The organism is Rubrivivax sp. A210 (genome assembly GCF_904426505.1).
GTDB lineage: Bacteria > Pseudomonadota > Gammaproteobacteria > Burkholderiales > Burkholderiaceae_C > Rubrivivax.
In genome coordinates, this window is the sequence record NZ_CAJGBN010000004.1 from 1 (window position 1) to 20,527 (window position 20,527).

The following is a 20,527-nucleotide window of genomic DNA, read 5'->3' on the forward strand; positions in this document are numbered from 1 at the left end:
CCACTGCTTGCCACCCAATGCTCCTACTCTCCAGCACACTCTTCTCCCTACGTCACTGCTTTTTTTTTCACGATACGGAGCCCACCGAGAGCTACACTCTTCCCCTACCGGACGCTCTTCCGATCTGCCGCCTGTTGACGCGCTTGCCGCGCCGGCTCTTCCGAGGCGCCGCCCGAGCCCAGGCGCGTCGCCATCGCCACCGCCTGGCCGGCCAGCGTGCCGGTGGTGCTGACCGCGGCGCCGGCCACCGAGACCGCCGCCGCGGCCTCGGCCGCCTTGACGCCGGCCGCCACCGCGGCGGCCGTGCCTGCCACGGCAGCCACCGTCCCTGCGGCGCTGGCCACGCTGCCCAGGGCCGGGCTGCCGGGGACATTGGGGGCCTCGGGCACGGTCGAACGGGGCGCATCCGACGTGGGTGGCGCCTCGCTGCGCGAGCCGGAGGCCGGCGGCGGCATCTGCTGCAGCACCTCGCCCACGGCCTGCTCGCCCACGCGCGACGGCCGGGTGGCGGCGCGCAGCGCCTGCTTCAGGCCTTCGCGGGCGTATTCCTCGGGCGTGGTGGGCAGCATGGCGTCGAGCAGCTTCAGCTCGGCGAATTCCTCGCGGTTGTCGGTGTCGCCGCCGACCCAGGGCGCAGCCAGGCCCAGCGTGGCGTCGAAGATGACGCGGCGCGCCTCGCGCAGCGCTTCGGCGCCGGTGATGCGCGGCTTGATCAAGGTGCCGGCCAGCACGCGCGCAAAGCGCGAGGCGGCGATCTCGCGCGGATCGGCGGGCGCCGGCTCGGGCAGGGGCGCGGCCGCCGGCACGTCCTGCAGCGCGCCCAGGCCGAGGCCGAAGAGGGCCATCATGCCCGGCGGCAGGCGCTGCTCGGCCAGGCCGGGCTGGGACAGCGCGGCCAGCGCCGGGTGGCGGTAGGCGGCGTCGACGACCAGCAGGCGCGGGCTGTCGGCGGTGCCGATGAGGGCGTCCACCAGCTCCTGCAGTGGCACGGTCTGGGCCGCCAGGCGTGCCTCCAGGCCCGGGCCTTCGAGCACGGTGTCACGCGCCAGCAGCAGGTTGCGGCCGTTCACCTGGGCGCCCAGGCCGGTGAAATAGGCGAAGCCGAGGCCGCCTGGCTGCAGGCGCTCGCGAAACTCCCGCAGCGCCTCGCGCAGCTCGCCGGCAGTGGCGTCCTCGCGCAGCATCACGACGAAGCCGCCAGCGCGCAGCGCCGCCGCCAGCGCCCGGACGTCGCGCGGCGCGCTGTCCACGGCCAGCCGCGGGCCGTTGCGGGCGATGCCCACCACCAGGGCCAGGCGCTGCCGGCCCTGGCCCAGCGCGGCGTCGATGGCGCGCACCGCACGCGGCACCTGCAGCTTCATATCCTTGGCCTCGGGCAGCTTCAGCTCGGGCGCCGGCACGACGGGCGCGGAGCCCTCCTGCGCCGAAGCCGGCACGGCCGGCAGCAGCAGCAGCACACAGAAGGCGAGGCGGGTGCAGAAGGGGCGGATGGCGGTGGTCATGGCGGTGGGATCTCGTCGGCACCCGGCGCGCAGCGCGCCAGGCGGCCCGGCCGACTGTGGCAGAAGGCATGGCCTCCGGCGGCATCGGCCCGCTGCGCCTGTGCCAAGCAGTTGGCATGGATGCCGCACCGCTGCGGCCAGGGCGCCCGGCGGGCGGCCGGGGTGGCGCCGCGCTCAAGTTCGGGCCCGGACCGCCGATGTCTTTCCGGGTGGGCGGCAACCGGTGTGCGGCGCGAGGGCGGCCGTGCCTGCCGACCGAAGGAGTTCTGCGCGTGACCAGGAATCTCAGCATCAAGGCCCAGATCGGCCTCGCCTTCGCCTGCCTGACCGGCATCTTCGGCATCACCCTGCTCGCGCTGGGCGTGCTGCTGTCGGGCATGTCGCGCCAGGTCAGCGAGATGAACGAGGTGAGACTGCCCTTCGTGCTGGTGGCCGACGAGATGAACCTGGCGCGCGCCGACGTGCAGCAGTTCCTCACCGACGTCTCGGCCACCCACGATCCGGCCGGCTACAAGGACGCCCGCGCCGCCGCCGACACCTTCATGGCCGGCCTGCAGAAGTTTCGCCAGCTCTACCACGGCGACCCGAGCCAGCTGCAGGAGCTGGACCTGCTGGAGCGCGACTTCAAGCGCCTGGTGGCCACCGGAGAGGCCATGGCCGCGGCCTACATCGAGCAGGGCATGGAGGCGGGCAATCGGCTGATGAAGGGCAGCGACGGCCAAGCCGGCTTCGACCAGGACAGCGCGACGCTGGGCCAGCGGCTGGACCGCTTTCGCCAGCAGCAGGTGGCGCAGGCCAGCTCGGTGGCCGCCGCGGGCGTGGCGGTGGCGTGGCGCATGAACGTCGGCATGGCCATCGCCGGCGCGGTCTCGGTGCTGCTGGCGGTGTTGCTGGGCAGCCTGATCGTGCCCTCGATCACGCGGCCTCTGGAGCAGGCGGTGGGCATCGCGCGCCGCGTGGCCGCCGGCGACCTGGGCGTGGCCATCGCCTGCGAGGGCCGCAACGAGACCGCCAGGCTGCTGCAGGCCCTGCGCGACATGCAGCAGCAATTGGCCGAGGTGGTGCTGCGCGTGCGCGGCGCGGCCAATGGCGTGGCCGATTCCAGCGCCGCCATCGAGCGCGGCGACGTCGACCTCTCCAGCCGCACCGACAGCCAGGCCGCGTCGCTGGAACAGACCTCGGCCGCGGTGCTGGACCTGGGCCAGCGCATCCGCCAGAACGCCGACAGCGCCAACCAGGCCAACCGGCTGTCCATCGCCTCATCGGACATCGCGGCCAAGGGCGGCGAGGTGGTGGCCCAGGTGGTCGACACGATGAAGGGCATCCACGACGCCTCGCGCCGCATCGCCGACATCATCCAGGTCATCGACGGCATCGCCTTCCAGACCAATATCCTGGCGCTCAACGCGGCGGTGGAGGCGGCACGCGCCGGCGAACAGGGCCGCGGCTTCGCGGTGGTTGCCGGCGAGGTGCGCCTGCTGGCCGGGCGCGCGGCCCAGGCTGCGCAGGAGATCAAGACGCTGATCTCGGCCAGCGTCGAGCGGGTGGAGAGCGGCAGCGAACTGGTCGACCGCGCCGGCTCCACCATGAGCCAGATCGTCGCCAGCATCCGCGAGGTGACGGTGCTGATGGGCACCATCAGCAGCGCCAGCCAGCGCCAGAGCGAGGACGTGGCCCAGCTCGGCGAAGCGGTGACGCTGATGGACGGCATGACGCAGCAGAACGCGCGCCTGGTGGAGAACATGGCCGACGCGGCGCACGGCCTCAAGGGCCGCGCCGACGAGCTGGTGCGCTCGGTGGCGGTGTTCAGCGTGGGGGGGAGGTAGGGGCGTGGGGTGTGGGCTTGGCGGCGGTTTGATCGACGCTGCGAAGTGACTCGAAGCCTGCCAGGAACTGAATCCCTTCAGGGGGCACGCTGGCGGTTCCCGGCCGCGACGACGCCACTCTTCAGTGGACGACCCAATCACGCCTTGACCGCAACCCGGGTCGCCCCACCATGCTGCGTGACGCGAGGCCTGCAGCGCAGTTTGACGGCACCCTTCGAGAAGGACTCGTCCGTCGCCTTGCTTGACCAGACGTAGGCCTCACCCGCCTTCAGCAAGGCCATGCGCTCAGGCGTCAGATTGCCCAGCGCGGCGTTGGCCTTCTGAATGTGCTTCAGCCAAGCGGGCGAGTTGAACTTGTGCAGGATGATCTGGCTGGACAGTTCGATCAGGCTGACCGGCACGGACGGCGGGTCTTGGCTGGCCACCATGATGCTGACGCCCTTGTGCCGCATCTCTCGAACCACTTCGATCAGCCCGGCGACCAGATCCGGGCTTTCGATGTACTTATGGGCCTCGTCGAACACCACCAGTTTGTTGAAGTTGCGTCCATCGATCCGTGCATCAGCAAAGAGCTGCAGGAGCACGACGAAGAGCCCTAGAGCCTGATCCTTCTCGATGTACTCATCCCGAAGGTCGACGATGATCAATCGCCCGGGCTTGACGACTTCGGTGAGCGAAGCCGAATCATTGATGTAGTCGGCCGCCAACTCCAGGCGCATGCGAGCCAATTCCTTCAAATGCTCTGGTATCGACGACGCCTCGACACCTGCGCGGAGTCCTTCAAGAGAAATGTCGTCGCGCATGGCTTTCATGATGCGCATGATCTGGCGGATGTAGGTGGCTTGATTGCCTACGGCTCCCATCAGGAATTTCCAGTGCGATGCCTTCAGTTCCGAGGCCGAGAATTGCAAGGGCAGCACTTCGATATCCGGGTACTCCGCCTGCCGCTCCTCTATCTTGTCCGCGGGCACGAGCAACAAGACATCGTCGAGCGCCTTCGGCTCCGCGCCATACGCTTCCTTCAGCGCCCGAACCTGATCTTCAACACTGTTCGCGTCCACCATCGACGTGAACTCGGGCTTGTAGTCCATGGTCGGGCTGTAGTGGAAGATCACCGTGGACAGCGGCTCGGGCAGGCAGTTGATGCCAGGGATTGCCAACGAGGCCATCTCCGCGACGCTGCCCAACGTGTAGCTCTTTCCGCCCCCCTGAACGCCGAACAGACTGATGGTGTGGGTCTGATTGAGGTCGAGCGCAACCTTGCGCCCGGACACCTCGCCCAGCAAGCCGTACTGAGGCGTTGTCCCGGTGGCGCCGAGCATGATGTCGTAGGCAACCTGGGTCTCGGGAGAGTGGCCAGCCGAAGCTCGAGGGGCAATGGTTGGGCCTGCCGCTGACACCACCGCCTCGAACTCTGGCACCAGAGTTAGGTTCTGATCGTCCGCAGCGGGTGGCGTTGGTTCCGGAGTTGCGATCAATGCTTGGGCAGGTGTGATCGCTGCAGGGGTCAACGTTGACAAAGGCCGGGGCTCGCGCGCCTTCGGCGCGGGGATGGTCTCGGGCGGCCGATAGGTCTCACGTGGGCTGTCTTCCCATGCCAAAGTGCGATCACGGGGTCGACTCAGAAACGCCGCGGTTTCAAATGTCGGCACGGCTGGTGCCAACTCTCTGCGGCGCAGCAGTTCCTGGGTGACTTCCCGCGCCACATCTGCAGGCCGGGACGTCAGCAAGTTGGCGATGGTCTCGGAATCGGTCACTGCCGACTCGACCAGCTGCCGAATGAGGTCACTGCCGATTCGGTAAAACTCGATGCCGTTCTCGTGCTCGGCCGGCTCGGTACCTGGTTTGCTGAAGTCAAATACCACGGCGCTGCGCGTGAACTTCAGCGTGTAAGGTCGCTGGTCCAGGCGGCGCAAGAAGTAGTGCGCTTCCTCTGCAGCTTCGGGCAAAACGACGCCATACCGCTCTGATCGATCCAAGTAGAAACCCAGCAATGCTGCGAGGTCACGGTTCTTGATCGGTCGATCCGGACGATCCACCTCAGCGCGCTTAGGGTCGAAGTGGTAGGAGAGGACTTGCTCCGTCTGCGTGATTTGCTCGGCAATCGACGCCTTCAATTGGCCGTAGGCCGCCACATCGCCCACTTGGCTGTAGCACTTGACCTCAACCAACCTGCAAGTCACTTCGCGGCTGGCCGGGTCAAGATCGAACAGGGCAAGATCGGTGCGCCTGAAGTTGACCTCATCCCCCATCTCTGCCGCGTTCTGCCTGAGGGCCTTGTACAACTCCAGATGCGCGTCCAAGGGCACCACGACCTGATTCTGGAAAACGCCTTGATGCTCGAGGAACAAGCGGGAAAGGGCAAGCCCCATCGCCTCGGCTCTTTGCGTCGACGAGGACAACAACTTCAGGGCCAAGCGGCCCGACAGCGAGCGCAACTGATCCAGCATCACCAAGGCGTGCCGACTTGTACTTGGCAGGCCATACTCGCCCAGAATGGGCACCAACAGTGACTCCAGCTCGGCGACCGAGCGCGAAGTGATGGCCAAGCGATGGCTCATCGCATTCGCCATGTCAGGAGAGTGGTCGATCAGATAGTCTGGGCGCGTGGAGTGCCGGCGGTGATCAAAGAACTCGATGCCAAGGTTCCGGTCAATCGTGAGCACCCAATCGCTCACCTCGTGTACCTGATGGAGCATCGCACGCTCGTCGGCCGACAGGCTCAATGCCACCACGGGCCGCGCATGGGGCAAGTACTGGCTGCGTGCGACGGTCGCCACGGCAACCGATACTGCGCGTGAGATGCCCCCCATCAGATCAGACAACGCCTCGGCTCCCTCAATCGGCTGCGGGGCGCCATGCAGTGGGCGCCGAAGCCAGGTAATGGATTGCTCGTCCTCCCGATAGTCCACTTCGAAGGGCTGAACCAGGCCATGGACAAAGGAGGAATCATCCGAGTCGTGGACGTCTACGGCGCGAATCTCCTCGGCGGGAAACAAGTCAAACAGGAAGGACAGATGTGCTGCATGCGAGTCCGGTTCGTCTCGGAACTCCTTGATCGCGCGGACAGCCAAGCGCAGCTTAGGGCGCAGATGGCTGTCCGTTGGCGTTGAAAATGCATCCGCTTCCTTCGCGCTGGTTCCGGAGTCCGGGGCCAGTAACTCCAGCAAAGCGTCCCCAGTCGATGGGGCCGCCGGATCGAGGACGAACAGCCTGATGTCGTAGCGAAGATCAGCAAACTCGGGGTGACGCTGCAGTGTCAGCAGTATCTCGGCCAGGGCGGCTGCTCGACCAGCGTTGAAAGCGTTGATCGTCAGGGTTTCGACATAGGGGTGCTGAATCAGATAGCGCTGTACCCTCGCCGCTAGATAGGCGCTGTCGATGGTCGCCCCCCCGATGGCAGGCTCGGGCAAACCGAGCGCTGCACACACCTCCCCAATCAGACCCCGGGGATCCTTCTCGTCGGTTGCGGCATACAGTGACCAGAACGGGCTGATGCTGTCCACGGCCAGCGCCGTGCGACCCAATTCCTCGCCGAACGGAAGCACCGGAGGAAAAGCGGCCGGCGCAAGCTGCTTGATCACCGCGTCGCGGGTCGGGACCACGAACTCACGACTGCTCGACCGACTTCGCTCTACCCAGGTCTGTCCGAGCTGGCTCCAGGCGACATGCCAGTTCGCGCGCAGAGGATGCGTCGGGCCGAGAAGCACGACGTCTCGCCGCCTGCCTTGATAGTCCTCCAACACCAGGGCCACCGAATCGATGGTGAGTGCGCAGCGCGCCTCATCCAGTGCCTGGCGCGCGACCGCGGCGTCGGTTGAACCGGACCGGGCCAGAACGGCATCAATCCAGGCCAGATAGGCGGCGGCATAGTTTTGAGCCGGCTCCTGCAGGTGCAGAAGATCGCTCGCCTGCATGATCAATCGCTGATCCCCTTGCAGGATGGCGCCAAAGAGCGTGGCCCGAGCTTCTCTGAATCGCGTCACCTCGTCCGAGGCGGGCCATTTGAAGCTTGTCGTGGCGCGCGTGGCAACACCGGAGGCGCTGACCGAAAGCCGCAATCGGTTGAGGCCATCCGGATCCTCAAGAAACGCACGTTCCAGGCTGGCCAATACACCAGACACCAAGACGTTCGCCTTTCCCTCCTTGCCTAGCCGAATCTCCAGCGTTTCGCCGCTGGTCGCGGCCTTGCTGCTTCGCTCCACCCACGCACACCCCGTGATCGTGACGGAACTGGGGTCACGATCCTGAGTCACCGCCGCGAAACGCGCGCGCAGCAACGCATGCATCAGGCTGGGCTCTCGCGGCACCGCACGCTGAGGAGGCTCCACCTCCACCTCGTCGTCGGTGACGACGTAGAAGAGGTCGCTCTCGTTGGCATTGACATGCGTCTCCGACGCATCGCCGTTGAAGCGAACAGGGTTGCCTTCGCCGTCAGCGAGCGGAATGCGGTCTCCGTCTTCGGCTTCCGCATACACACGCACGAAGTGCCAGCCTTCCTCCCAGTCGATCTTGCCAATTGACGGAAAGGAGATCACACCCGAATCCGTGCCCTTGGTCCATGCCGCTTTGCGTCGACGCAATCCGGTTGGACCGTTGTCGCGCGAAACAACCTCCGCCACGAAGCGGGACAAGCCCTCCACCTTCGATGGCACGGGATCGACCCGGAACGCGACACTGAACTTCTTCAGTCCGGTCTTCGAGATGGGCAACACCCTGTGACCCATCAACTCGGCCAGACGAGGGTCTTGGTTGTCAGCCTTCACCACCGGCAAGTCGGGCAGGACGACATCACCAATAAAGATCGCGTCCGGGTTGACGCCCCCGTCCTCAAACAGCCATTTGTTGAAAGCCAGAGGCCAATGCAAGCGGTCGCGGACGATCAGCGAAGTCCAATCCTTTGGGTTGGCAACACCGACGCGCGAAAAGAACTCACCCAGCTGCCGGCAGAACACGGGGTCAAGCAGGCCCAAGTCCAGGGCGCGCACGCGCTCGGTCTTGTTGGACCAGGTGACGCGCTCCACACACTCGCGGTTGCGTGAGATCCGTGCAGGCGCGCGCTCGGCCTGTTGAAACAGCTCGAAATCGGGCACCAGAGCCAGCTCGAAAAGCGCCGCGCCCATGGCATCCTGATCAAAGTCGTTGACCTGGCAGGTGAGCAGATACCGGGCCACTGCCGCATCGCCGGCAAACTGCCAGCGGGCCTCGCTTCGGCGCAGTTCACCCAAGCAGGCCTCGACGGCCACACGGAGATGGACCGGAACCTGCGTCACCAGCTGAGCATTCAGCTCGGTGTAGGCGCCCTCGATCGACACCTCTTCAAACGTCGCTACGCCAAAGGAGTCTTCTGCCGAGGCACGCAGATCGTTGGGTACGAACACCATCAACGGTGGTCGCAGCTCGTCATCGGGCAGGGGGTTTCGCAGCTCCACCAGCTTGGTGCTGCTGACGGCCAGCTCTGGTGCCATTGCACGGAGGCTGTCGTCTGCCAGAACCACCACGTTGGCTGAGGGAACGGCCGCACGGAGGCCGCCTGCCAAGCGAATCATCAGCTCACGATCCAAATCGGTGACGCGCATGCAATGCCCGAGGTCTCGGGCCGCCAGAAGCCTGGACAGCTTGGGCAGCAGCACCGATTCAAGTGCGGCGTTCAGTTCCTGGCTGGTGAGTTCACGCAGTCCCTGGCTCATGTGCGCGCTCCTTCCGCCCGTTCTGCAATCGTGTAGCGCGGCACCACCGTTTGCGTCACATAGGCGTCGGACAGGTCTCGATAGAAGCCGATTTCACGCAGGCGCCCCGTGAAGGCTTGCACGTTGCTCCGCAAGGCCTTGCGCTCGTCGATGGTGGGCGTGGCGAAGCCTTCGCCGGGCGGCAGTTGATCGATGCACAGGCCGTAGCGCTCGCGCAGGAAGCGCAGCAGATCATCGATCCGCATTTCACCCGTGAAGTAGCCTTGCTCCCCTCCCGGCCGCAAGACCGCGATCTGGAGAAGCACCTCCAGCAAGCGGCTTTCGAGCGTGAAGCGTCGTGGCGCGTTGCGTGCGCGGGTTTGCGCAAGCAGCGCACCCGACTTGTTCTTCAGCATCGTCGCATCCAGCGACTCGATGATGTACTTCCGGTGAAAGGCGCCGCGAATGGCCAACAGAATCTCGATGTAGGTTTCGAAATCCGAAAGCCCCATTCTGGTGATGGCCTCGACCTCGCCATCCAATCCCGCATCACCCTCCGACAGGGACTCCAGAAGCCCGGCCAGGCGCTCACCGAAGAACTTGTCGCGCTCCTCCGCGAAAGGCACGCCTTGCAGCCCGTACAGCTCGCCAACCGAGAACACCGTGTTCAAGGGGCGAATCAGCTTGCCGCGCCGGACCAGATGCTCGGAGAACTCGTCGAGCTTCTTGGCCATGAAGTAGGCGCGGACAAAGCTTGGGATGTGCCGGTAATACCCATCGGCACTGCGCTCGGCGAGCGTCGCCGTTGCCGAATCCGCGCTGCCGGAGAGATCGACAAACAGGCCCAGCTTGTAGGGGCAATCCCCCTGCGGATCACGCGGCTGCCGCGGCTTCATCGGGCAGGCCGACTCGGCGCACAGCGAATTCGCACCCTCCAGCTTCTGCCAGGCAGGCAGCAGCTTTAACAAGCGCAAGTGATACAGCGCCAGGTGGAAGGAGAGCAGCACCTTCAGGTACTCCACCATCACCGAGCGCGGCATGAAGGGCTTGTAGAACAGCAGTCGCTGGATGTCCTCGGCCATCAGGTCCGCCGACCCGATGCACACCGGTGCGAAGCGGTCGCCTCCGGCACGCGTGTCTGCCGTGTCCTTGCGCTGGGACAAGAAGTGCAGCAGCGTGGCCGTCTCGATGTCCGTCAATGCCTTGTCGTTCAACTCGCGCGTGAGCTTGTCGAAGCCATCGAAGAAGAAGCCCTTCAGGTGCTCGATGGCCTTGTGGCCCGAAAGACCCCGGGCGTGGTGCAGCATCTGGTAGAGGTGCTGGGCCGCGCCGTAGTCGCGCGAATGCTTGGGGTTGCGAAAGCGGTAGGTGTAGCCATGCAGGGGACGTGGGCCGGCCACGGCCGCGTTCTTCCTGCCCCGGTTGACGATGTCCATCAGGTGGGTCTCCACCCAACGCTCCACCATGTCCCGGTGCTGCGCGAAGCCCAGGAACTTGTCGCGGGCGTCGAGGATGTCGTCCACGAACTTGTCAACGGTCAGCTCGCGCTTGTCGCGAAACACGCTGGGATAGCCACCGTGCTCCAGGCGCTCGAATAAGCCCGTGAGCACCCGATCCATCTCGATGGTCTTGAAGTCGAGATGGCTGATTTTCGGGAGTCGGAACTCCCGGTCTTTCTTCTGCAATGCCATCAGTTCCCCCTGGAGCCGTGTTCTTGGGCTTCCTTCTTGCGCGTCGCCGTCACCGGCCCTTGCAGCAAACGCATTTCCACGCGGCCGTCGTCATGGCGGGCCAGGCGATAGAAATCGTGCCCGGTCGTGGTCAGCAGAATTTCACGATAGGGCTGCGCGTTGAGGCTGTTCTTGAAAACGCCAAGACAGAGATAGAAACCCTGCATTTCCTCGACGCTGGGCCGGTAGCCTTCATTCAGGCGCACCAACATTTCGAACACGTCCAGGTTGATGATCAGCTCGCTCGTGATGGCGCCTGCACCCTGGCCCTGGAACTTCAGCAGCAGCCCGGTGGGCAGATGCTCGACGAAGCGAGCCTTGGCCGCGAAGTCTTGCACCTGCAGTCCAAAACCCTCCACCGGAAAGAGCCGGTAGCTGCGAACCGTACCGTGTTCGACCTGCCGCAATTGCAGGGCCAGGCTGGCTCCCAGGCGCTCGGGTCGCTGCAGCCCTTCGCCGCGGTTGATCGCGTGCAGAATTTCGCGCGTAAGTTCGGCAATGGGCGTTGCGCCCCGAACGATCTCTACCATGCGCTTGGCCGAGCGGTAAGGCAGCATCTTCTCCCAGCTTGTGTCGCGTCGCTCGAAGAAGTGTTTGCGGCGAGCCATCGCCACGTACTCCCTGTGCTTGCGCGCACGCTGACGCACCGACGAATCCGACAGCCCACGCGGCAAGTCGCCGAACAGGCGCTTCAACACCTCGAAGTCGAACTGTCCCCGGCGCTCGAAGCGGAACAGGGCGCGGTCATCCGGTTGCACGAAGTCCAGCCCGCGGTCAAAGCGCGGGTCTTCCTGCTTGCCCACATCCAGGCCGCTCAGCAAGGTGAGCAGCCGATCCGAAGTGGGCTGCCCGCCGCCCATCCAGCTGTTGAAGTAGAAGCTGCGTGCCACGTCGCCGTGCTTGCCGGCCGCGTACATCGCATGAATCTCGCCGCAGTCGCGATTGCCGATCAGCATGAACGACAGGGCCGAGCGCAGGTCGCGCATCGTGATGTGCAGGCGCCCGCGCAGATGGGCCATGGTGTACAGGGTCTTGAGACGTTCCAGCAGGCGCGGGCCGGCAATCTCGTCCTGGAAGCTGCGCGCGTTGTGCAGGGCGTAGCAGCTGTCCTTCAAATCGCAGCGCTCGCAGGCGGTCCAGTTCCTGGCTTGCACGATGCTTTGCAGCGTGCGCTCCAGAATCGAGCCGCCGTCGGCGTCAGCCACGACGCTGCGCAGGTTCAGGTTCACCACCGCCACGCCCGCGTCGGCTTCACCGGTGGAGAACGCCCGCCTGACCAGGGCCGTCAGCGCCGGAAATTCGCCTTCGTGCGCGGCCAGGAAGTCCACCAGGCGGCCTTCGTTGATCGCTATCAGGCGCGTCTCTCGAGGCTGCCAGGCGCGGGCATCACTGCCCTTGAACGGGGCCAGGAAATCCAGCAAGACCTGGTTGTTGTCCTTGTTGCCCTCGTCCTGGCTGCCGTCGTAGTTGATCAGGTAGCGCTTGCCGTCCAAGCTCAGTTCGCTGCCATTGGGCAGGCCGCGATGGGCCGAGCCGCCGCGGGCTTCAACCTCCTTTTCCAGGCGTTGCAGGAAGGCCGTCTTGCCATCGCCGGCATTGCCCGAGATCAGTACCAACCGAAACTCGCCCTGCAGCACCGCGGGCAGCAAGGCCCGATCCAGTGCCGTGTCCACATAGGCAGAGAAGCCCAGGGCATCCATGCCCCGTGTGCCGGCATTGCTACGGCGGCTCTGGCTGTATAGCGTCAGCAGATGCGAGACAAAGGCGTTGCTGTTGGGCGCAGATTCGGCCAACGCGGCATGGCCGCTGCCGGCCGCGGCCGCCACCGCCGCCAGGCTCAGCGTTTGGATGCGCCGCGCATGGCGCAGCTGCACCAGGGCGTCGCGGAAGTCCGTGGCGTTGGCATAGCGCTCGGCCCGGCGCGGAGCAATGGCTTTCAGCACCACGGCGACCAGCTCTGGCGCCAGATCGGCAAAGCCCGACAGCTCGCGCGGGTCTGGCGCGGGCTTGTTGATGGGCGGTTCGGTCGTGTCCCAGGGGTAGCGAGAGGTCAGGGCCTCGTACAAGGTCAGGCCCAGGGCATACAGATCGCGGTCTGCACGCTCGCCGTTGTGCGGGATGACCTCGGGGTCGAAGTCCGGCGGCAGATAGCGTCGAGAACCACCGCCGCGCGACTCCTTGTCATCGGCTCGCACCGAGACATTGAAGTCGATGATCTTCGCCCCCCGCTGGGTCCACAGCAGGTTGCGAGGCTTGATGTCGCAGTGATGGAAGCCCTGCGCATGCAAGTGCACCAGGCCTTCAATCACCTGCTTGCCCAGCTCCAGCGCATCCTCGGGCGACAGCAGGCGTTCTTGAATCATGTCGCCAACGTCCGAGCCCTCCACGTACTCGAACACGAGGAAGGGGATGTCGCGGCCCGGAATCACATCCGCATCCAGCACGCGCACCACATGCGGGTGCTCCGGGATGTGCGCCAGGTGGCGGTACTCCTTCTTCAGGCGGTCCAGGGTCGAGTGCCGGTCGCTGACGATGAGCTTGACCGTGCGCGCCACATCACCCAAGGTATCGATCACCTTGTAGACCACGCCAAAGCTGCCGCGCCCGAGCTTCTTCTCGACGATGAACTTGTGGGTCAGCCGGTAGCCGGCCGGCAGGTTCAAGTAGTCGGCTTGATCATCCGGCGCTTCAATGGGGGCGGACCTCGGCGCTTCGGCGGGCCCGGCCGCCGGCAGCGCCACCGGTTGCAGCAGGGCATTCAATGCGGCCAGCGCGCTCGAAGCGGGTGGCCGCTGGTGCTCGTCAAAGGCACACAGGCTTTGCAGCCATGCGTCGAAGGCGTCATTCAGTTCCGGCCGCAGTGCCGAGGGTTTGCTCAGGAACTCGCCCGCCCTGTCCCATACCGTGGTGGGGTCGCCCGCGAAGGGGCGTTCCGCGGTGAACAGCTCGTAGAGGATGACGCCCGCCGAGAAAATGTCCGATGCCGTGGATGCTGCGCCGGGCTCGCGAAACGCCTCGGGCGCCACATAGGCCCGCTCGACCAGATCAATGATGTCCGCCGCGATGGTGAGGCTGCGGTCCGCGCTGGGCTTGGCGAAATCGAAGTCCGTGATGCGGGTGGTGCCGTCCTGGCCGATCAAGATCGCGCCCGGGGCCAGATTGCGATGCACCACGCCGTGGTGGTGTGCATGGGTCAGCGCGGCCAGCAGGTCTTTGGCGACACGCCACTTCTGATCCAGGGTCAGCGTCAGCTGCGGCCTGGCCATGTGCACGGTGAGGGCCTGGCCGGGCGCATCGTCCAGGATCAGGATGAAGGACTTGTCGTCGTCGGTCGGGAAGAAATCCCGTGCGGCGACGATGTTGGGGTGCAGGGGCAGTCTGGACAGCGCCCGGTAGGCATTGGCAATGCGATTGACCTGGGCCTTGCGCACCTCTTCAGGCTGGTAGGGGTCTGCCTGGTACACGCGCAGGCGGGCCGTGCCCCCCGCAAAGGCGTTCTCGGCCCGGAACTCGGTGTAGGCCTGGGCCGCGCCCAGCTTCTCCTTGACTTCCCAGTGCCCGAAGCGCTGCACGGCCTTGGCAGGCTTGACCACCTTCAAGGCGTGCAGGATCAACCCCTGCTGCTGCAGGATGCTCCTGGAAAAGCGCGACGGGATGCGGGTGGCGTCTTTGAAGTAGCGCTCGGCATCCTTGAGCTTCACGGTGCGGTCCGCGTCCAGCTGCTCGCGGTCGATCAGGTGCGCGTCGGGCGCGGTCAGCAGGATGGCCGCATCCACATAGATGCCGTCCAGCTCAAGCCGCCCCGGATTGGCCTGGGTCACCAGGCCCTTCACCGTGCGGGCGTGCCCGCTCAGCTTGCCCAGCGGTGACGGATAGGGCGCGCGTCCCTCGGGGTACCACTTGTTGCCGTACACATCGATGCTGCCGCGCGTGCCCTTCACGTCGATGAGGTACAGCGCGTGCGGCGTCAGCAGCGCGATGTCGATCTCGAAGCGTTCGCCCTGGCGCTCGATCTCGAAGTTGTGCAGCAGCACATAGCTGTCTGGCAAGCGATCCCGAAGGTAGGCAATCGCCGTGCGTTCGGCGTCGTTGACCGGCTGGCCTATCGGGATCACTTTGGCCATTTCACTCCCCTCGCTGAATTCTTGCTTCGAGCATGTCTCGTGCTTCGCGCTCCCAAACGCAGGCCTGATCCCTCAGTTCGCGGGCTTGAATGGCAGGGGTACCGATGTGTTCTCGGTCCTCCCGCGAAGGCCACGGCACATGAATCCGCTTGACACGATGCTCATCGGTGTGAGGAATGCTGGAGCCCGCAGCTTCTCGCGACAGCAGCCGAACCCCGTGCTCGCCGGAGAGCAGCGTGAAGAGATAGCCACCGTCGATGTCGTCTTCCGGGACGATCCGAATCATGTTGTTGCTGCAGGAGAACCCATCGAGATAGCCACCAACCATCACCGAGCGTCCGATCAAGCCACCAAGCTGACCGGCCTCCTGCACAACGATCATTCCTTTTCGCAATAGCAAGCGATATTCAGCAGCCAAGCGCTTCATCAGGTACTTTTCAGAGGTGGGTGCCAGTTCGAACACGTCCCCTCCCGTGATGTAGGGGCTACCGAACTGCGGGTCGGACGCATACAGCCGCTTAAAGATGCCAGGAATGAAGACCTCGGCTACCCCGCTCAACATACGGCTTACCGCCACGCCATCAAACGCGGCACGGGACTCCGCATTGCGGCTGCTGTAGTAGTACGCATCCCCTCGATCCTTAAAGAGTTCGCTGGAAACTGCGCTGAAGTCTGGCTTTGGCAATAATGCGACTGAAGTTGGCTGCTTGAGGCCAAGCCTCTTGTACAGACGACTGGAAGCCGCGTGCAACAGTTCGACCGCCTGGGTGCGTACTTGTGCCGCCGCATCGACCTTGGCCGCAATTACTTCTTCGGTCGTTGGGTCAAATCTCGGCACAGGCAAATCGGCGATGTGCTCAGGCTCGATGTGTTGAATGATGGCGCCATAGGTTCCAGAGACCACCAAGGGCACGCCATAGCGACTGGACAAGAAGGCATACAGGTAGCCCGGTGGAATGCGCTCTGGGTCGGGCACAACGCGCAATACATCCTCGGAGCATGCAAGGCCCACCATATCGGGTCGAACATACGCCATGCGCCCGATGGTTCCAGATCGAGTGATCAATGACCACTCTCCTTCGACCAGCAACTTCGGGTTTTTGGCTACTTGTTTCTTCGAGATCAGAGGCAGGCTTGAGAGGTCAGATAGGCCAATAGCCGAACTTCCCATGTAACGAACCCCATACCGTGAATCGTCTACCCAGGTTCGACTTTCGCGGCCGGAGTCAAACATGCTTAGAGTCACGTCACTCAGTCGATCCTTCTTGCATGTGAGTTGCTTTAGTGCTTCCCTCGCCTCCAGCGCACCCGACATATACGGATTGCAATCAAGCCGCCGCCCGCCTTCACCGAGCCAGGCAGCGCGGACGATGCGAGCGTTCTTGAAACTGACGAAGCTCATGCCGGCACCGCCGCCGGAAACCACGCCTGCAATTGCGCCACAAGACGGCGGAACTCAGCGTCTTCGCACCGGGCCACGGGCACCCGGGTCGCAATCCGCTTGAAGATGGAGGAGGACAGCTTGACGTTGTTCTCCCGCCGCAGCCGGTTGAACAAGTCCTTGGGGGACGGCGGCTTGGTGGCGTCTTCGGGCCACAGGCCGCGCTGGGCCAGCGTCGCCTTGAGTCCACCCGGGGCATGCAGGCGCAATTCTTCGGCCAGCACGGGCGAGTCTTGCCAGATCCACTGTTCCAGCTCCGGGTCGATGGCGATGACGATCACGTCTTCGGGTGCCCAGCCGCCCTGGTGCAGTTGCGTGCTGACGTTCTGAATGATCCGGGCCTGTCCGGGGGAACCCACCCAGTCGCAGTCGAGCGCCACGACGGCCTTGCGGTGGCTGTGAAAAAAGGGGCTCAACAGCAGCCCCGCCCGGGTGTTCAAGCCGGGGTCGTTTTGCCCCGCGGCGAAGAAAAGGTCTTCCGCGGCATCAAAGGCGAAGTGGCCGCAGCCCAGTTGCGCCGCGCGGTCCTCGCGGCCGAGGAAACCCAGAAAGGTCTCGCGCATGGTCTTGTCGGCAACAAAGAAGAGGCAGTCCCGCTTCATCCCAGAATCCCCGCTGCGAACAGGCTGCCGAGGTCTATGCCGCCGCGCCAGTCTCTGAGGCGCGGGTGCGCTTCACCGGCCACGACCACCACGCCGTTTTCGGGGGTCTGCCGGGCGCACAGCAATTGCTCAAGCTTGCTGGCTGCCAGAACGACGGGCGAGTGGGAAGAAATCCAGACCTGGCTGCCGTACAGCGATTCCAGAGATTGCAGGATGGCCTCGATGGCACTGGGATGGATGCCGTTCTCGGGCTCCTCGGTGACCACCAGCCGGGGGGCATCGGGCAGGTAGGCGAGCAGGGTGAGGGTCAGAATCCGCAAGGTGCCATCCGACAGGCCGCTGGAAGTGACGCTGTAGCCGCCGCTGTAGCGCAGGCTGAAATAGGCGCGATGGTCTTCCTCGCGCTCCTTGATGTCGATGTCTTCGACTTGCGGCAGCGCGGTCTTGACGTGGTCAACCCAGTCATTGAAGTCGCGGCTGCGATAGCTCTTCTGTTCCTCGGCCGTGGCCTCGTCGGGCAGGCCTTGGCGCTTGAGGTTCAAGGCCAGCCAAGGCAGGTTGAGGGCGGAGGCGATCAGCGTCTTTTCCTGCCCCGTTGCGCTGGCGGCGCGCAGCTGTTCCCACTCCGGCGCCAGAAACACCACCTTCTCGGTCAACAGCTCGTAGAGCCAGCCCGCGGCGGGGAAGGCGTCGGGCTTGTACTTCACGGCCGACATGGCGAGCAGGCCCGGCTTGATGCGAACCTTGTCTTCCCGATCGGCATCGCGCAGGCCGGTCTTGGCCTCGTCGACGAAAACGGCGGGGCCGCCGTACTCGCGGCGCAGCATGAAGTGCCAATCTTCCCTGTCCTGGTTGGCTTCGCCCAGCAGGCCGCCCACGGACCGATCAGGTGCGGCGGCTGGCGGGTAGGCGAAGAGGTATTCGTTCTTGACGTTGAGTTCCCGCTCGTTGAAGACCTCCAGGCGCAACTCGTAGCGCAGGTGACCAGGCCATTTGGCGGGTGAGTTGCGAAACACCTCTTGCTGGCGCTTGCTCTTGATGTTGGCGAGCAAGGCATCGGCCCAGGCGTGGCGCAGATCCTCGGGCAGCTCGACTTCAAGTGCCAAGGAGAAATCGTCACCACGCCCCGCAAACACCAGCTCGCGAAGCGCGGCCGCCCGCGCGGGCAGGTTGCCCCGCTTCAAGGTGAAGACGGAGGCAATGTTGTCGGCGCGCAGCAGTTCGCCGAAGAGGCTGGGCAAATCGATCAAGGTGGTCTTGCCAGACCCGTTGGCGCCGACGATGACCTGGAATGCGGACATGTCCACGCCCAGCTGCTCGAAGCAGCGATAGCGCGTGGCTTCGAGGCGCGTGATCATTTGCCGGGCTCCGGGTGTTGGGCGCGGAACTCGCCGTAGGCTTTGGCGATTTCGGGCAGATCGTCGTCGAGGATTCGCTCCTTGCGGTGCAGCGTGCGCACCTGCAGGCCGCCGCCGATGCGGACCTTCTCCTCGTGGCTCACGTCGCGGAGGATTTCTTCGCCGTCCGGGTGGCGCTTGTAGAGCGTGTTGCCACGGCGGTCGAAGCCCACCTTCTCGGCCACCGCCATGAACACGGGGTAATCCTTCTTCTGGCCCAGGTCTTCTGCCTGAATCACCTCGGCAGGCTTGCGCTTGAGGAAGAGCAGGCTGGTGAGGATGTTGACGTTGGCCTCGACGATGAAGGACTCCACCGGCAGGTCGATGCTGGCCAGCACCCAGCAGTGGCGAAGAATCCAGTAGCGGATGTACTCGTCGCCGGGGTTGCCCAGGATGCCATCGGGCAAGACGATGCCCGCCCGGCCGCCCGGCTTGAGCCATTTCACGCACCGTTCGACGAACAGAACTTCCGGCGAGACCGCCGGCTTGAGGGCATGGGTCATCACGAAGCCATCGCCCTGCCGCTCCCAGCGGCGTGCCAGCTCGTACTGTTCCAGGATGGTTTTCTCGGTGACCGGGATGTCCGAGCCGAACGGTGGGTTGGTCATCAAGACATCGATGCTGCCCAGCGGTATGCTGAGCTTGGCCGGGGCCACGCCGGGCAGGTCACCGCGCGGGAATTCCAGCGAGTTCATGTGATACAGCTGACCGAGCGAATTGCCCGCCATCATCACGTTCATCTGCGCGGCCTTCACGAGGAAGGGATCGAAGTCGGCGCCGAACAGGTTCTTGGCCGCGTAGTTGGCGAGCCGGTCACGGATGGAGACGAACTCCTCGGTGTTCTCGTCGCCAGCCTTGATGCGCTTTTCTTCGTGAAAGACCTTGTTCAGGTAGTTCAGGGTTTCGACCAGGAAGCCGCCCGTGCCGCAGGACGAATCCAGCACCCGCTCGTGCTCTTTGGGGGCCAGCATCTTGACCACCAGGCTGATGGCACCGCGCGGCGTGAAGTACTGGCCGCGATCTCCGCGCAGGTTGGTACCCACTATCTCCTGGTAGGCCGTGCCTTTGGCATCCACGTCGGTGCGGCCGAAGTCGTAGCGGGCCAGTTCCGAGACGATGAAGGCCAGGGCCCGGTCGGACAGGGTGATTTCTTCGTTGCCCTTGAAGAGGCCGCCGTACTTCTTCTTCACCGCCTCGAAGAGCGGCTTGATGCGAAGGCGGATCTGCTCGCGGCCGGCGGCCTCGAACGGCTCGAACGGCCCCACCCAGAAGCGACGCGCGTCGTTGGGCTGCTGTTCGTCATGCATCTTGCAGAAGATGAGGTACAGAAACTGCCAGAAGGCAGCGTCCTTGGGCATGCCTTCGTTGCCGTGGATGTAGTTGTGGCAGCGGCGGAACGCGGTGCGCAACATCACCGGATCGGCACGACGCAGGCGCCCCATCGAGCGGCCTTCGACGCTGAAGCTGTCGTCACCCAAAGGCCAGTCGCCGATGGGCTTGAACTTGGTATCGAAGCGGGTGACCGCCTTCTTGAAGAAGAAGAACTCCAGGCCGTTGGTCCACAAGCCGTATTCGCAGCTCTCGACTTCGGCCATCACGGCTTCCAGCACATCGAACTCTTTGCGGGCTTCGTCGGGGTCGCGCATGCGGTACGCGCCTTTGGTGCCGAGCCTGGGTTCCTTTTCTACAACCACGGCCCGGTAAAGGTTGTCTGCGGTATGTGCCGTGCCGGGCTTGAAGATGGCGATATCGAGCTTGCGATTCTTGCCATCCGCCTTGACCTTGAAGTCGGGCTGCATGTCTTCGGCGGCAATGCCGTACTCATGGATGATGGCGCGCGCGATGCGCTGGCGCACTTGCTCCTTGTCGCTGTCCTTCACCGGGTTGCCGGTGATGTAGTCAAAGACCTTGCCCTCTTCGAGCGCGCTCTCGGGCGCCGGGGTTTCTTGGTCAGGGTCGCTCATGTCGTTGTTGTCCTGTGCGGAGCGCTGCTTAGGCATTGCGCGGCTCCCGGTCGTCAAAGTCATCGCTGCTGGCAGCGGCGCCGCCCTCGCGCACCCAGGCGTCCACGTCTTCCTTCTTGAACTTCCAGAAGCGCCCGACCTTGTGCCCCGGCATGCCCTTGGAGGTCACCCAGGTGTAGATCGTGTCTTTGGCCACGCCGAGGTAGTCGGCGATTTCATCGACGGATAGCCAGCGGTCGTCCATGACTTCGTCCAGGTGGTTTGATCGCCCG

Annotated in this window: 10 protein-coding genes; 1 reads left to right on the plus strand and 9 read right to left on the minus strand. The window is 64.6% G+C overall.

Going from position 1 to position 20,527, the window contains the following annotated elements; translation table 11 throughout:
* Nucleotides 1-104: 104 nt before the first annotated feature.
* Nucleotides 105-1,502, minus strand: a complete 1,398-nt coding sequence (locus tag JMV16_RS05010) for a caspase family protein (RefSeq protein ID WP_201493088.1) — start codon at nt 1,500-1,502, stop codon at nt 105-107.
* A 272-nt stretch (nt 1,503-1,774) separates the two neighbouring features.
* Between JMV16_RS05010 and JMV16_RS05015 the strand changes: the two genes are divergently transcribed.
* Complete coding sequence (locus JMV16_RS05015) at nt 1,775-3,328, plus strand: methyl-accepting chemotaxis protein (protein ID WP_236580364.1); 1,554 nt, start codon at nt 1,775-1,777, stop codon at nt 3,326-3,328.
* Nucleotides 3,329-3,465: 137 nt separating this feature from the next.
* On the opposite strand, the gene mads8 is transcribed toward JMV16_RS05015, so the two are convergent.
* The 8 genes from mads8 to mads1 are packed head-to-tail and all read right to left on the minus strand — an operon-like array spanning nt 3,466 to nt 20,499.
* Nucleotides 3,466-9,018 (minus strand): methylation-associated defense system ATP-binding protein MAD8, encoded by a 5,553-nt coding sequence (gene mads8, locus JMV16_RS05020; RefSeq protein WP_201493089.1) that lies wholly within the window; start codon nt 9,016-9,018, stop codon nt 3,466-3,468.
* On the minus strand, nt 9,015-10,688 hold the full coding sequence (mads7, locus tag JMV16_RS05025) for a methylation-associated defense system protein MAD7 (protein WP_201493090.1): 1,674 nt from the start codon (nt 10,686-10,688) through the stop codon (nt 9,015-9,017). The genes mads8 and mads7 overlap by 4 nt, the downstream gene beginning before the upstream one ends.
* Nucleotides 10,688-14,851: a methylation-associated defense system protein kinase MAD6 gene (gene mads6, locus JMV16_RS05030; RefSeq protein WP_201493091.1), complete on the minus strand. Its 4,164-nt coding sequence runs from the start codon at nt 14,849-14,851 to the stop codon at nt 10,688-10,690. The genes mads7 and mads6 overlap by 1 nt, the downstream gene beginning before the upstream one ends.
* 1 nt (nt 14,852) lies before the next feature.
* Nucleotides 14,853-16,253, minus strand: a complete 1,401-nt coding sequence (gene mads5, locus JMV16_RS05035; protein ID WP_201493092.1) for a methylation-associated defense system restriction endonuclease subunit S MAD5 — start codon at nt 16,251-16,253, stop codon at nt 14,853-14,855.
* On the minus strand, nt 16,250-16,894 hold the full coding sequence (mads4, locus tag JMV16_RS05040; protein ID WP_201493093.1) for a methylation-associated defense system protein MAD4: 645 nt from the start codon (nt 16,892-16,894) through the stop codon (nt 16,250-16,252). The genes mads5 and mads4 overlap by 4 nt, the downstream gene beginning before the upstream one ends.
* Nucleotides 16,891-18,252: a methylation-associated defense system AAA family ATPase MAD3 gene (gene mads3 / locus JMV16_RS05045; protein ID WP_201493094.1), complete on the minus strand. Its 1,362-nt coding sequence runs from the start codon at nt 18,250-18,252 to the stop codon at nt 16,891-16,893. Before mads3 ends, mads4 begins: the two co-directional genes overlap by 4 nt.
* Entirely contained in the window at nt 18,249-20,318 is a 2,070-nt protein-coding gene (gene mads2, locus JMV16_RS05050; protein WP_201493095.1) for a methylation-associated defense system DNA methyltransferase MAD2, read from the minus strand. The genes mads3 and mads2 overlap by 4 nt, the downstream gene beginning before the upstream one ends.
* Nucleotides 20,284-20,499, minus strand: a complete 216-nt coding sequence (gene mads1 / locus JMV16_RS05055) for a methylation-associated defense system helix-turn-helix domain-containing protein MAD1 (RefSeq protein WP_201493193.1) — start codon at nt 20,497-20,499, stop codon at nt 20,284-20,286. The genes mads2 and mads1 overlap by 35 nt, the downstream gene beginning before the upstream one ends.
* Between the last annotated feature and the right edge of the window lie 28 nt (nt 20,500-20,527).